This is a genomic window from Sphingomonas sp. SL1004 (assembly GCF_057815015.1).
Window position 1 is genome coordinate 2,222,042 of record NZ_JBYMUX010000001.1, and the last position, 13,925, is coordinate 2,235,966.

Annotated in this window: 14 protein-coding genes and 1 other RNA gene; 11 read left to right on the forward strand and 4 right to left on the reverse strand. The window is 67.0% G+C overall.

What is annotated here, in order from left to right:
• Positions 1–68: 68 nt before the first annotated feature.
• The 5 genes from AC3D24_RS09995 (at position 69) to AC3D24_RS10015 (ending at position 3,634) form a co-directional block, all read left to right on the forward strand.
• Positions 69–443 (forward strand): response regulator, encoded by a 375-nt coding sequence (locus tag AC3D24_RS09995; protein ID WP_489030267.1) that lies wholly within the window; start codon positions 69–71, stop codon positions 441–443.
• A 122-nt stretch (positions 444–565) separates the two neighbouring features.
• Entirely contained in the window at positions 566–784 is a 219-nt protein-coding gene (locus AC3D24_RS10000; protein ID WP_489030269.1) for a hypothetical protein, read from the forward strand.
• Positions 785–838: 54 nt separating this feature from the next.
• Positions 839–1,612: a GDSL-type esterase/lipase family protein gene (locus AC3D24_RS10005; protein ID WP_489030270.1), complete on the forward strand. Its 774-nt coding sequence runs from the start codon at positions 839–841 to the stop codon at positions 1,610–1,612.
• Positions 1,613–1,634: 22 nt separating this feature from the next.
• Positions 1,635–2,783, forward strand: coding sequence for an acyltransferase family protein (locus tag AC3D24_RS10010; protein WP_489030272.1), 1,149 nt, complete (start codon positions 1,635–1,637; stop codon positions 2,781–2,783).
• A gap of 134 nt (positions 2,784–2,917) precedes the next feature.
• On the forward strand, positions 2,918–3,634 hold the full coding sequence (locus AC3D24_RS10015; protein WP_489030274.1) for a hypothetical protein: 717 nt from the start codon (positions 2,918–2,920) through the stop codon (positions 3,632–3,634).
• Positions 3,635–3,684: 50 nt separating this feature from the next.
• On the opposite strand, the gene ssrA is transcribed toward AC3D24_RS10015, so the two are convergent.
• Positions 3,685–4,040, reverse strand: a transfer-messenger RNA (tmRNA) gene (ssrA, locus tag AC3D24_RS10020).
• Between the two features lie 121 nt (positions 4,041–4,161).
• Here ssrA and AC3D24_RS10025 point away from each other — a divergent pair.
• The gene (locus AC3D24_RS10025; RefSeq protein ID WP_489030275.1) at positions 4,162–4,593 is read left to right on the forward strand and encodes an RrF2 family transcriptional regulator; all 432 of its coding nucleotides are present in this window, start codon (positions 4,162–4,164) and stop codon (positions 4,591–4,593) included.
• Between the two features lie 147 nt (positions 4,594–4,740).
• Here the strand turns inward: AC3D24_RS10025 and mscL are convergent, their stop codons facing one another.
• Positions 4,741–5,211 carry a large conductance mechanosensitive channel protein MscL gene (mscL, locus tag AC3D24_RS10030; RefSeq protein WP_056065888.1) on the reverse strand — a complete coding sequence of 157 codons (471 nt, stop codon included), beginning with the start codon at positions 5,209–5,211 and terminating at the stop codon, positions 4,741–4,743.
• Between the two features lie 105 nt (positions 5,212–5,316).
• Between mscL and AC3D24_RS10035 the strand changes: the two genes are divergently transcribed.
• The 4 genes from AC3D24_RS10035 to AC3D24_RS10050 are packed head-to-tail and all read left to right on the forward strand — an operon-like array spanning position 5,317 to position 7,948.
• Positions 5,317–5,913 (forward strand): LemA family protein, encoded by a 597-nt coding sequence (locus AC3D24_RS10035; protein WP_056051590.1) that lies wholly within the window; start codon positions 5,317–5,319, stop codon positions 5,911–5,913.
• A gap of 10 nt (positions 5,914–5,923) precedes the next feature.
• Positions 5,924–6,781, forward strand: coding sequence for a TPM domain-containing protein (locus tag AC3D24_RS10040; RefSeq protein ID WP_489030278.1), 858 nt, complete (start codon positions 5,924–5,926; stop codon positions 6,779–6,781).
• Position 6,782: 1 nt separating this feature from the next.
• Positions 6,783–7,448, forward strand: a complete 666-nt coding sequence (locus AC3D24_RS10045) for a TPM domain-containing protein (protein WP_489030280.1) — start codon at positions 6,783–6,785, stop codon at positions 7,446–7,448.
• Positions 7,445–7,948: an NUDIX hydrolase gene (locus tag AC3D24_RS10050; protein ID WP_107954744.1), complete on the forward strand. Its 504-nt coding sequence runs from the start codon at positions 7,445–7,447 to the stop codon at positions 7,946–7,948. The genes AC3D24_RS10045 and AC3D24_RS10050 overlap by 4 nt, the downstream gene beginning before the upstream one ends.
• Positions 7,949–8,048: 100 nt before the next feature.
• Here the strand turns inward: AC3D24_RS10050 and AC3D24_RS10055 are convergent, their stop codons facing one another.
• Both AC3D24_RS10055 and hrpB read right to left on the reverse strand, forming a co-directional pair.
• The gene (locus tag AC3D24_RS10055) at positions 8,049–8,330 is read right to left on the reverse strand and encodes an ETC complex I subunit (protein WP_489030283.1); all 282 of its coding nucleotides are present in this window, start codon (positions 8,328–8,330) and stop codon (positions 8,049–8,051) included.
• 10 nt (positions 8,331–8,340) lie between these two features.
• Complete coding sequence (hrpB, locus tag AC3D24_RS10060) at positions 8,341–10,869, reverse strand: ATP-dependent helicase HrpB (protein ID WP_489030285.1); 2,529 nt, start codon at positions 10,867–10,869, stop codon at positions 8,341–8,343.
• Between the two features lie 517 nt (positions 10,870–11,386).
• On the opposite strand from hrpB, the gene AC3D24_RS10065 reads away from it, so the two are divergent.
• Positions 11,387–13,906 (forward strand): penicillin-binding protein 1A, encoded by a 2,520-nt coding sequence (locus AC3D24_RS10065; protein ID WP_489030287.1) that lies wholly within the window; start codon positions 11,387–11,389, stop codon positions 13,904–13,906.
• The last annotated feature ends 19 nt before the right edge of the window (positions 13,907–13,925 follow it).

Here is a 13,925-nt window from a genome sequence, read left to right on the forward strand (position 1 = left end):
TGTCGTCTTACTGGCCGAGAAGAGGGTTAACTTCGGAACGGACCGATAGGCCGGTAGTTCGACCCGATATGAATGCTATCTCCAAGTCCGTAATCCTCGTCGTCGATGATGATCCGCTCGTTCGCGTGCATTCCCAGTTTGCGCTGGAGGACGCCGGCTATGAGGTGGTCGAAGCGGGCAATGCCGCCGACGCGCTCGCGCGGCTGGAGGAACGTCCCGACATCGCCGCGTTGTTCACCGATATCCGGATGCCGGGTGCGCTCGACGGCGTCGATCTTGCCAAGGCGGTCCACGCGCGTCGGCCGGACATTTCGATTCTGGTAACGTCGGGCGCGGACGATGGCAGCGAACTCGCGCTGCCCGATGCGGCGCATTTCGTCAGGAAGCCCTATACCGGCGTGCAACTCAGCCGCGTCCTGGGTCAGATGGACGGCAACACCTGAGGTTCTAGACATCGAATCTATCCGCGCAGCGGTCAGATCCGAGATTTGTCGAGTCCGTCGGTCAGGACCGTCCACCCCGCGCCATCGTCTCCCCTGCGGCGAGTGTGGAGACCGGTACTGCCATGTCGATCGAAAAGCCTGCCCCGCGTCCGGTTGGCCGCGCCCGCCTGCGACTGGAGACGATCGCGGCGAAATTTCGCGATGCGTTCGGTGTCGCGCACGCCGCGCCGGTCGATACGCAGCTGAAATCGCTGACGGTCCTGCTGGAGGATCTGGAGTCCGTCGAACGTAGTCCGGCATCGACTGCGGACGCGAAAATCGGCCCCGTCGAGCCGCTTTAACGTTTGCCTTACGCGTGACGGTTAGACCGACCACGAGGCAATAGGCGAGGCGCAGTGGCGCGATACGGTACCGATACATCACGATTGCGATCGCCGCTTGAGGTCGGTCGCTCGCCCCTGGCGGCGACGGTGGGGAAAATCTGTACGGCATTGGCCGTCTTCGCGACCGTGTTCGGCGGATGGCTGATGGTGGTCCAGTCGCGCGCCGAGACGCGCGCTGCTGCCGCGCGGCTTCCTGCGATCGGCGCCGCGGACCCGTGCGCGATATGGTTCATCGGCAGCTCCTCGATCCATAAATGGACCACGCTGGAAACCGACATGGCACCGTGGAGCGTACGCAACCGCGGCGTCAACGGCGCATTGATGCCCGAGCTGCTCCAGATGTTCCGCAACGAACCGCGCGGGCCCCGCCCCCGCGCGATCATATTCTACGCTGGCGAGAACGATATCGCGCACGGCGCGACTGCGGCCGAGGACGTCGTCAACCTGCGCCGCTTCCTGGCGCTCAAGATCCGCCGCTGGGGCGACGTTCCGGTCGTAGTCGTGTCGTTGAAGCCAACCCCGACGCGCTGGGGCAATCTTCCCGAACAGACCATCTTCAACACCGCCGCCCGCACCATCGCGGCGCGGACGCCGGGGGTGACGTTCGCTGACGTCGTGCCGCTGTTCCTGGTCAACCACCGTCCGGGACCATTCTACGTCGACGACGGCATTCACCTCAATGCCGCGGGATACGAGCGCCTGACGCATGCGATCCGGCCGATGATACGCGATATCGTGCAACACGATGATTTGCGCCGCTGCGACAAGAACGAGCCTGAAGCGTGACGTCCTGGATACCCATTCGAGCGTGATCACCGGCGCCACCAACAGCAGGATCGAAGGCCTGTCGGTATGGCGCGCGATCCTGATGCTGGGCGGTGTCGTGCTGCACAGTGCGATGGGGCTGGAGCACATGGCGGTATTCGCGGCGATCCCCTTGATATCGCATGCGTTCCGGATGGGCAGCTTCATGCTGATCTCGGGGCTGTTGTGCGGGAATGCGCTGGCCCGGCGTCGATCGCCGCTTGCCTGGCTTGGCCGACGCAGCGTCCAGCTCGGCGTGCCGTTGATGGTCGGGCTGTTGCTGATCTGCCCCTTGATCGGCTGGATGATCGACGACCTGACCGACCGGAAGCACTGGCCGTTCGCGATCGCGCATGACTGGTATCACCTCTGGTTCCTGGTCGCGTTGCTGGCCTATGCCCCGCTCAGTTATGCGTTCCACCTGTTCGATCGTCGCCACGACGCGATCGGGATGCTCGAACACGCGCTGGCCACCGGGCGGCTTGGCGGCGTCCGATCTGCACAGACCACCGTGTTGCTTGCCGCCGCGGTCGCGTGCTGTGCGCTGATGATGGTCACGCGCCAGACGCTGGCGGGACACGCGCCCGCGCTCTACGCCCCTGCGCTGTCGCATGTTCAGCTGATGCTCGGCTATGCCCCCTTCTACCTGCTCGGCTTCCTGCTCGCGCGGTCGTCGATGCTGTACCGCGTTCTGACCGCTTCGATCCGCACGCCCGTCGCGATCCTGGTCGCGGTCGGCGCGATGTACGCGCTCTGGTTCGGCGGCGTGAACGCGGTGCTGGCTCCGGTTCGGCAGGCGATCGTCGGCGACCTGATCGAGCTGGTCGGCATGTCGCTGTGTCCACCCGCGGACTCGGTGCTGATCCTGCGATCCGCGGTGGCGATCCGCGCGGTGCCGGTGATCGTGCGGCGGTTCGCGGATGCGTCGTTCACGATCTATATCCTGCATTTCCCGGTGATCATCGCAGCCAAGCTGGCGCTGACGCACATCGCTTGGAACCCGTACATCGAGTTCTCGATCACGATCGTTGCAGCATCCGTAATCACCTACACCGTCCATGTCCTGCTGGTCGACAGATTCGCGCTGATGTCGTTCCTGTTCAACGGCCGCTATCCCGAGCCCGCCAAGCAAGCGGTCGCTGTTCGGGTCTAGTTTCGTTCATTCCTGATCTGTCGAAGCGTGCCGCTACGATCGCGTGATCTTGCTTGCTCGTTTTCCGAAACAGGATCATCCTTGCCCGAATCGAAGCATCGACTCGCGGGGGCGACAGGATGGCGACGGCGATCATGACTGGGACGACACAGCGCAGCGTTCTGGCGAGCGAGCGGCGGTTTTTCCTGATCATGGCGATTGCGATCGCGGTCACGGTGGTGGTCGGGTTCACGATGAACGCGGCGCGCATGCAGTGGAGTTTCCTGGAGCTGCCGACGCAGGTTCATCTCCATGCCGCCGCGTTCCTGTCGTGGATTCTGCTCTATGTCGTGCAGAACTGGCTGATCGTACGCGGTTCAGTCACGCGGCATCGCCAGTTGGGCATGCTCGGGGCCGGCATTGCAGCGGTGATGGTCGTGCTCGGCATCGTCACCACCGTCATGGCGATCCGCCAGCACCGCGTCCCCGGATTTTTTCCACCGGGCATATTCCTGGTGCTCGACGTCCTGGGCGTGCTGGGGTTCGGCGTGCTCACCGCCTGGGCGATCGCTCTGCGCAAACAGGCGGCATGGCACAAGCGGCTGATGCTGTGCGGCACGATCCTGGTGATGTCGCCGGCGCTCGGGCGAATCCTGCCGATGCCGTCGCTCGGCTCGCTCGCGCCGCTTGCGGTGTTCGGGTCGATGGCGCTGTACGTGATCGCAGGGATGCTCTTCGACCTGCGATCGCGCGGGCGGGTCCATCCGGCCTATTGGTGGGGTGCCGCAGTCCTGGTCGTGACGCAGGCGCTGATCGGGCCGCTCGGCTTCAGTCCGCCGGTGCTGCGACTGGTCGCGCGTCTCGCGGCGTAGCGTGTCGGGATAGTGGGGAGCTTCTGTTGCTCGGTGCCCCCCGTACCGCCGGTGTCCACTTCTGTTGCCCGGTGTGGCCCGAACCGCGCTTTCGTCCGTATAACCTAGGTCGTTAGACCGTCAGTTATGCAGCAATTGCGAGTGCTTCGTTATCGTTGGCACTTGTGTATGGGCCGTTGCGGTGGTCCCATTCCGAGCGAAACATAGCGTCGTTGAACACACGTCGATCCTAGTTCGACCCCGTCATCGTCCCCCTCTTGCGAAGAGGGCGGTGGTGGAGTCGCCGGGTACTGCCCCCGGGTCCGCTGTGTCTATGACACGCCACGGTTTATCGCCATAGCCGCCAAGAGAAGATTCCCCCGACGGCATCACCGATATAGGGGGGCCGCATCGATCTGAAAAGCCCGGCCAAATGAAAAGACTGGCGCGATGGCAGCACCCTCCCGGATAAATCTCCAACGGGTTAGCACACGGCGTGCCAAACCGCCTTCCGCTCGCCACAAAGCGCGTGCATAGCAACCTGCATTATGTTGACGCAGCGCTCCCGCTACGCGCTCCGCGCGATGATCTTCCTTGGCGGCGCCCCCGCCGGTGGCCCGCCCATCCCGATGACCCGGATCGCCGCGGAGGCGAACGTGCCGCGCAAATTCCTCGAGCTGATCCTCGCCGACCTGCGCGAATCCGGCCTCCTCCACAGCCATCGCGGCAAGATGGGCGGCTACCGCCTGTCGCGGCCGAGCCATCTGATTTCGCTCGGCGAGATCATCCGGATCATCGAGGGGCCGCTGGCGCTGGTGCCGTGCGTGAGCCGTACGGCGTACCGGCCGTGCCTCGATTGCAAGAGCGAAGCCGACTGCGCGATCCGCTTTGCGATGATGCGCGTACGCGACGAGACTGCGCGGATTTTGGATGGGACGAGCCTGGCGGATGCCAACGCAGAAGATCTGGTAGCGGCTTAGGCTTTTCCTTCTCCCCTCGGGGAGAAGGTGGCGCGGCAGCGTCGGATGAGGGGGAGTTGGGATGCGCTCCCGAGCCTCACGCCCCTCACCCTTCCGTCGCCTACGGCTCCTCCCTCCCTCTCCCCGGCGGGTAGAGGGACAAGGTGATTACCCCCGCGCCTTCAACTCGTCGCGGATCTCGCGAAGCAGCGCGATCTCGACGGGCTCCGGCGCAGGTGCGACGACCACCGCCTCTTCCTCGCGCTTCAACCGTGCCGTCTCGCGCTCGATCAACGCCGCCGTCCGGTTCACCACGCGCAGGATCATGAAGATGATACCCGCGACGATCACGAAATTGACCAGCTGCGTCGCGAACGCGCCGTATCCGAGCAGCGGCACGCCTGCCTTCTTGAGCGCCGCGTAATCGCTCAGCGAACCGGCGTAATTTGCCGGCACCGGCCCCATCCGCCAGAAATAGCTCGAGAAATCGAGCCCGCCGAAGATCTTGCCGATCACCGGCATCAGCACGTCGTCGGTCAGCGACGTGACGATCTTGCCGAACGCCGCGCCGATGATCACCGCGATGGCGAGATCGAGCACGTTGCCGCGCATGATGAACGCCTTGAATTCCTTGAGCATCCGCGCTCCCCTTGCTGTTCGACGATCAGGCTAACCGCCGATTTCGGTTTCGCCAACCCTCGCGACTGTCCTATGAGGGTGACACAGGTATTCAGGAGAGCCCCGATGTCACGTGCCCCAATCGCCCGCGGTACCGCCGCGATCCTCCTCGCATCGGCGCTGGCCGGGTGCGGGATCAACAGCATTCCGACCGCGGAAGAGACCGCGAAGGCGCGCTGGGCCGACGTCCAGAACAATTATCAACGCCGCGCAGACCTGATCCCCAACCTCGTCGCGACCGTGAAGGCAGCAGGCGCGCAGGAGAAGGACATCCTCGTCCAGGTGACGCAGGCGCGTTCCGCCGCGAACTCGGTCCAGGTTTCGGCTGCCGATCTCTCCGACCCGGCGAAGATGGAGCAGTATCAGCGCGTCCAGGGTGCGGTCGGCGTATCGCTGCAGCGTTTGCAGGAAGCGTATCCCGAGCTGAAGAGCCAGGCCAACTACACCACGCTGATGAGCCAGCTCGAGGGCACCGAGAACCGCATCACGATCGCGCGGCGCGATTACAACGGCGCGGTGCAGGCGTATAATACCAAGATCCGCACCTTCCCCGACGCGGTCGGCGCGAAGATCTTCTATGGCGCCAAGCCGATGGTACCGTTCGCGGCGACCACGCCGGGTGCCGAGACCGCGCCGACGGTGAACTTCGGCAACGCGAGCTGATCGGGGCGCTATGCTCCGCCACCTCCTGACGCTGGCGTTCGCGGTGTTGCTGGGTAGCAGCGCCGCGAGCGCGCAGACGCTTCCCAAGTTCACCGGCTTCGTCGTCGATGCGGCCAACGTCATACCGCCCGATCAGGAAGCGGCGCTGACCAAGCGGCTCGACGACCTGCAAAAGGCGACCGGCAACCAGCTGGTAGTCGCAACCGTGCCCGATCTCGAAGGCTATCCGATCGAGGATTACGGCAATCGGCTGATCCGGAGCTGGGGCGTCGGGCTGAAGGATGCGAACAACGGCGCGATCCTGCTGATCGCGCCGAACGACCGGAAGGTGCGGATCGAGGTCGGCTACGGGCTGGAGCCGGTGCTGACCGACGCGTTCTCCAGCATCGTTATCAACCAGCAGATCCTGCCGCGCTTCAAGGCGGGCGATATCCCCGGCGGTATCGTCGCGGGGACGAACGCGGTCGCTGACCAGCTCGCGCTCCCCGATGCGGAGGCGCGCGCGAAGGTTGCGGCGGCAGCGGCGGAGTATGACAAGACGCATCGTCGCACGAACTCGGGCGGCGGCGGCGTGCCGATCGGGCTGATCTTCTTCGGGATCGTGCTGGCGGCGATCGTCATTCCGATGATCTCGCGGCGCGCGGGCGGCAAGCATTACGTCGATGGCGGCAGCCGCGGCGGTGGCAGCGGCGCGTTGCCGATCGTGTTGTGGAGCATTGCCGATGCGATGACCCGTGGCGGCGGCGGTGGTGGCGGCGGAAGCTGGGGCGGTGGCGGCGACAGCGGCGGCGGCGGCTGGGGCGGCGGTGGTTTTGGCGGCGGCGGCGGTGGATCCGGCGGCGGCGGCGGCGCATCGGGGGGATGGTGACATGCGATTGAGCGACACCGACCACGACCGCGTCACTGCGGCAGTCACGCAGGCGGAGACCGCGACGACCGGCGAGATCGTCACGATCGTCGCGCGGCAGTCGGATGCCTATCACGACGTGTCGATGCACTGGGGCGTGCTGGCGATGCTGCTGACGCTGGCGCTGCTCGCGTACCACCCGGTCGCGGCGGACCATATGTACGCGCTGGTCGATCCTTGGCAGGCAGCTCCGCAGGGTGCGCTGTACGTGGTGGCACTCGTGCTGGTGACCTTGGTGTTCCTGGCCGTACGGCTGGTGCTGGCGTGGACACCGGCGCGGCTTGCGCTGACGCCGGGCGCGACCAAGGCGCGGCGCGTGCGGCGGCGGGCTCTGCTCCTGTTCCGTGCGGGCGCCGAGAAGCGGACCAAGGGTTCGACCGGCGTCTTGCTGTACCTGTCGCTCGCCGAGCACCGTGCGGAGATCATCGCCGACGATGCGATTCACTCGCGCGTGCCGAACGAGACCTGGGGCGCGGCTATGGCGGCGGTTCTAGCGGGCGTTCGCGATGATCGTCCCGCCGACGGGATGGCGGATGCGGTCGCACAGATCGGCGCGGTGCTCGCCGAGCATTTTCCGCGGACCGGTGCGCCGGTGAATGAACTTCCGGACAGGCTGATCGAGTTATGAGCAAGACCGTATGGGCCGGGAAATTCCTGACCGTGCAGACCGAAGGCACGTGGGAATTCGCCGCGCGCCAGGGCGAGATCGCGGCGGCGGTGATCGTCGCGATCGACGAGGGCGACGTGATCCTGGTGGAGCAGTTCCGCGTGCCGCTCGGGCGCGCGTGCCTGGAGCTACCGGCAGGCTTGGTCGGTGACGAGACCGCGGGCGAGAGCGTCGCAGTCGCCGCCGGCCGCGAGCTGGAGGAAGAGACCGGCTACCGCGCGGACGCGATCGAGGACCTGGGGGTGTTCTATTCGTCGCCGGGGATGACGTCGGAATGCTTCACGCTGGTCCGCGCGACCGGGCTGACGAAAGTCAGCGATGGCGGCGGGGATGGCGACGAGAACATCACCGTGCACCGGGTGGCACTGGCGGACGTGCCGGCGTTCGTCGCGGAGAAGCGGAAGGCGGGCGTGGCGATCGATACCAAGATGCTGCTGATCCTGGCGGGGTCGATCCTCTAACCAAGATTTGTTTCCCCGCGAAGGCGGTGACCCAGACTGGGCTCCCGCCTTCGCGGGAGAACAAGGAGGTGCGGGAGGGCCTAGCGCCGCTCCCGCGGGCTTACTTGAAGTTGTCCGCGTAGCTCTGGAGCTTCAGCGTCTTCGCAGGCGCCGGCACGACGGTGTAGCCGAAGCCCTCGCGCTCGCAGTGCGCGATCGCGGCTTCCGCGGTCGGGAACAGCAGGCGCAGCTGATCGCGCGTGTCGCCGCTGCCGGCCCAGCCGGTGAGCGGGTCGGGGCGCTTGGCCTCCGAGGGTTCGAATTCGAGCTGCCAGGCGTCGGTCCGGTGCTTGCCGGACTGCATGGCGTTCTTGGGGCGCTGGAAGATACGGGCGGTAGGCATAGATCCCCCCTTATCGCGAACCGGCGGCCCTTGCATCCGCCTTTTTCGTGCGCAGCGTGGCGGACGCCGCGGCGGGGTCGTCGGGCCAGGGATGCTTGGGGTAGCGGCCGCGCATTTCCTTCGCCACCGCGGTCCAACTGCCGGCCCAGAAGCCGGGGAGGTCTCGGGTCGTCTGGATCGGGCGACCGGCGGGGGATGTGAGGCTGAGCACCAGCGGGACGCGGGCCTCGCCGATCACCGGATGCACCGCGAGGCCGAACAGGGCTTGGACGCGGAGTTCGACGCGCGGGCCGCCTTCGGCGGCGTAGTCGATCGCGTGCGTGCTGCCGGCGGGGCTGGTGAAATCGGGCGGCGCGAGGCGGTTGATCGTCTGCATCGCGTCCCAGCCGAGCAGGTTGCGCAGCGCTTCGGCAAGCGCGCCGGGGGCGATCGCGTCGAGTCGGCGCTTGCCGGTCAGGAGCGGTGCGAGCCATTCGTCGGCGCGGTCGAGCAGGGTTTCGTCGTCGAGCGGGACGCCGGCATAGGCGGCGCGGTCGCGCAGGGCCTGGGCGCCGTCGCTCCACGGTAGCAGCGCGAGGCCGTGCTCGCGGACGCCGTCGATGAGTGCGGCGAGAATCGCGTCGGGGTCCGCGCCACTGTCGGGGCCGCTCGACAGGCGGATCGCGCCGAGGCGACGTTCGCGGAGGGTTTGGATGCCGCCGGTCGTGGGGTCGAACGTGACGGTGCGGCGGGATTCGATGCGGTCGGCGAAAAGTGTTTCGACGGTGGCCTGGTCGATCACCACTGCGGAGAGAATGCGCGCGCCGGCGGCCGAGCCCTGCGTGTCGGCGACGGCGAGCCATTCGGAGCGGGCGAGCGGCGAGGTAGGGTCGAGCTTGAACCCGCGGCCGCCGACCGAGGCCCAGGTTTCGCCGGACGGGTCGCGGCGGCGGGCCACGCGATCGGGGAAACCGAGCGCGACGCAAACCTCTGCTCCCCCGCCCGCTTGCGGGAGGGGGTTGGGGGGTGGGCGCCCGGTCTCGACGTCGCGCGACGAGGATGGCGCGAGCCCACCCCCCAGCCCCCTCCCGCCTGCGGGAGGGGGGGCAAGTTTCGCCCACCTATCCGCCATCGCTCTTGCCGCCTGCGCCTTTGAACCACGTTCGGTTTTCCAGCGGCGGAGGCGGATTTCCAGGTCGACGTCCTGTCCACCGATCCCGCGTTCGCCTAGCAGGACTGCGATCTGGGCTGCCACCGGCGCCAAGCCGCGCTCCCCCGCTCGCAGCAGCATGTGCGCCAGTCTTGGCGGCATCGGCAGCTTGGCGATCGCGCGGCCGTGCGAGGTTGGGCGGCCATCCTCGATCGCTTCCAGCGTCGTCAGCCGCGCCATCGCCTCGTCGATCGCGGCGGCGGGGGGCGGGTCGATCCAGCGGAGGTCGCGCGGGTCGCCAACACCCCATAACGCGCAAGCGAGAACCAGCGCGGACAAGTCCGCTTCGAGAATGTCGGGGGGATCGTAGCGCGGGAGGCCGGCGGTCGCCGCTTCCTCCCACAGGCGATACGCGATGCCCGGACCCAGCCGCGCGGCGCGGCCGGCGCGTTGCGTGACCGCGGCCTGGCTCGCGCGCTCGGTGACCAGGCGCGTCATGCCGGCGGCGCGGTCGTAGCGGGGGCGCCTCGCTAGCCCCGAGTCGACGACGATGCGGATGCCGTCGAGCGTCAGGCTGGTCTCCGCGATGCTGGTGGCGAGCACGACTTTGCGCCGGCCATCGGGCTCGGGGAGGATCGCAGCGCGCTGGGCTGCGGGATCAAGGCTGCCGTGGAGTTCGTGCAGGACGATGTCGTCGGGGAGGTTGGCGAGGCGGTCGGCGGTGCGTTCTATTTCTGCGACGCCGGGGAGGAAGGCGAGCACGCCGCCCTCCGCTTCGCCGAGCGCGCGGCGGATGGCGGCGGCGACCGAGTCCTCGATGCGGAGTTCGGCCTGGCGGCCGATGTGGCGGAGGGTCAGGGGATAGCTCCGGCCTTCGCTTTCGATGACGGGGGCGCCGTCCATCAATGCCGCGAACCGTGCTCCGTCGAGCGTTGCGGACATCGCGACGATACGGAGGTCGGGGCGGAAGCCGGCTTGCACGTCGAGCGCCAGCGCTAAGCCGAAATCGCCGTCGAGGCTGCGTTCGTGAACTTCGTCGAACAGGACCGCGGAGACGCCGGCGAGTTCGGGGTCGGCCTGGATGCGCGTGACGAAGATGCCTTCCGTGATGACCGTGACGCGGGTCGCGGCGGAGCGCTTGCTATCCATGCGGGTGGCGTAGCCGAAGGTGCCGCCGACGGGCTCGCCGGCAGTGGACGCCATGCGTTCGGCGGCGGCGCGGGCGGCGAGACGGCGGGGGGAGAGGAGGAGGATCTCGCCGGTGCACCAGGGTTCGGTGAGGAGGGCCGGCGCTACTGCGGTGGTTTTTCCGGCGCCTGGGGAGGCGACGAGGACCGCGGAGGTGCGGTCGCGGAGGGTGGCGAGGAGATCGGGGAGTACGGCTAGGATCGGGAGTGGCGGCGGGGTCATGCGGGCCTGCTGCCACAACGGAGGGTTGGGTGACAGGCTTTGTAGGCGCACGTGCGTGTAGTTCGGGGGTGAGCGCCAGAACTTTGCGATCCTCCCCCGCCAGGGGGAGGTGGCACCGAAGGTGACGGAGGGGGAGGACACGGAACGTACGTGGTCGCTTGCCTCCCCCTCCGTCTGGCAAGCGCCAGCCACCCCCCCCTGGCGGGAGGAGGATTGTTGGGGCTCACGGACTTCCGTGACTTACCTACCCGCCAACAGCCTCACCTATCCGCCAACAGCACCACCCCGGCGAAGGCCGGGGCCCAATTGGGAAACGGCGCTGACAGCCGTTGCGCTCCGTTACTGCCACCTCTCCAATTGGGCCCCGGCCTCCGCCGGGGTGGTGCGCATAGGCCGACCGCCCGGGCACTAGACAAGTTTATCGCTGACCAACGCGTGCGAAAGCTCGCCCCGCCACCGCCCCGTCACCGGAGGCTGGCAAGCGCGCGCTAACCTGCTAGACGCTCCACCAGTAATCATGGCGTCCGATCCCTCCCCCATCTCGACGACGGCGACAGGCCGCACCTCCGACCGGCTGCGCGGCAAGGTCGCGCGCGCGTGGGCGAGTCGGTGGACCAAGGCCGCGCTGGTGCTGGTCGTGCTTGGCGTCGTCGCGGTCTTCGCGTTCTGGTTCGCGGTCATGCGCGACCTGCCTTCGGTCGATACGTTGCGCACCTACGAGCCACCGCTGCCGACCAACGTCCGAGGGATCGATGGCGCGCCGATCCACAGCTACGCACGGGAACGCCGCGTAGAGCTCAGCTACGCCGAATATCCGCCGTTGCTGGTGAAGGCGTTCCTCGCCGCAGAAGACAAGTCGTTCTTCGAGCATCACGGCGTCGATTACCCCGGCCTCGCCGGCGCGGTGTACGACTACGCATCCAAGCTCGGCACCGGCAAGCGCGCCAAGGGCGGCTCGACCATCACGCAGCAAGTCGCCAAGAACCTGTTGATCGGCAACGCCTATTCGCCGTCGCGGAAACTGCGCGAGGCGGTGCTGGCGTACAAGATCGAGGATACGCTGACCAAGCCGCAGATCCTGGAACTGTATCTGAACCAGATCGCGCTGGGGCGTAACGCGTTCGGCGTCGAAGCGGCGAGCCACGCGTATTTCGACAAGGAACTCGACCAGCTCGATCTCGCGCAGATGGCGTATCTCGCGATCCTGCCTAAGGGGCCGTCGAACTACGATCCGGTGCGCAACACCGAGCGCGCGATGATCCGGCGCAACTACGTGCTGAACCGGATGCTCGACAACGGCTTCATCACGCGCGCGCAGCGGGACCAGGCGAATGCCGAGCCGCTCGGCGCGGTGATGCGGCGGACGCCGAAGTTCGAAAGCGTGGGTGGCTATTTCGTCGAGGAAGTCCGCCGCCAGCTGATGGCGAAGTTCGGCGAGAGCGCGAAGGACGGCCCGTACAGCGTGTATTCGGGCGGCCTGTGGGTGCGGACCTCGTTCGATGCGAAGTTGCAGGATCTCGCACAGCAAGCCTTGCGTGATGGCCTGGTGCGGTTCGACAGCGGACGCGGCTGGAACGGGCCTATCCGCCATGTCGAGATCGAGGACGACAACTGGCTCCAGCCTTTGCTCAACAGCAACATCGCGCTCGATTACCGCGATTGGGTCGCGGCGATCGTGACGGGCAAGGACGGCAATGCCTGGAGCCTCGGCTTCCGCACCGGCAAGACCGGCACGCTGCCGCGCTATGCCGCGCAGATGCCGGTGCGCGGCAAGGGCGGCAACGCGTTCGGCGCGATCAAGGCCGGTGACATCATCGCGGTGGCGCCGGAAGGTGGTACGTTCGCGTTGCGGGCGATCCCGAAGGTGTCGGGCGCGTTCGTCGTCGAGGAGCCGGCGTCGGGCCGCGTGCTGGCGATGCAGGGTGGCTTCGACGACCGGTTGCAGGCGTTCAACCGCGCGACTCAGGCGATGCGGCAGCCGGGGTCGACGATCAAGCCGATCGTTTATTCCGCTGCGCTCGACAACGGCATGACGCCTGCGTCGATCATCGTCGATGGGCCGTTCTGCGTGTATCAGGGCGCACGGCTGGGGCAGAAATGCTTCCGCAACTTCGGCAATTCGCGCGGCGCCGGGCCGCATACGATGCGCTGGGGTATCGAACAGTCGCGCAACCTGATGACGGTGCGCGCCGCCGCGCAGACCGGCATGCCGAAGGTCGTTGCGACGATCAAGAAGATGGGCGTCGGCGATTATTCGCCGTATCTTTCGTTCGCGCTGGGCGCCGGCGAGACGACGGTCGGGCGGATGGTCAACGCGTATTCGATCCTCGCCAACAACGGCAAGGGCGGGCCGCCGTCGCTGATCGACTTCGTGCAGGATCGTCACGGGAAGGTAATCTGGCCGGAGAACTGGCGGCCATGCGATCGTTGCAACGCGCCCGACTGGGACGGCAAGCCGATGCCGCGTCCGGTCGCACGCCAGCGCCAGGTGCTCGATGCGATGACCGCGTACCAGATGGTCCACATCACCGAGGGTGTCGTCCAGCGTGGCACCGCGGTGACGCTGCGCGATCTCGATCGGCCGATGTTCGGCAAGACCGGCACCAACAATGGCCCGACCGACGTGTGGTTCATCGGCGGTACGCCGCAATTCGTCGGCGGGCTGTATATCGGCTTCGATACGCCGCGGAATCTCGGTGGCGCGGCGCAAGGCGGGACGCTCGCCGCGCCGATCTTCAAGCAGTTCGCGGTGAAGGCCTATGATGGGCTGGAGAAGCTGCCGTTCCGCGCGCCGGCAGGCATACGCATGGTCCGAATCGATCGAGCGAGCGGCCGTCCGGTCTATGGCACGTGGCCGAACACCGACGATCCCAAGCCCGCGGTGATCTGGGAAGCGTTCAAGCCCGAGAGCGAACCGCGGCGTGCCGCACGGCGCTCCGATACAGCCCCGACTGCGACGGCGGCGACCACCGCGGTGAAGAAGGCCGAGGCCCCGCGCGACAGCGATTTCTTGCAAAGACAAGGCGGAATCTACTAGCGCGCTTATATAGACGTCA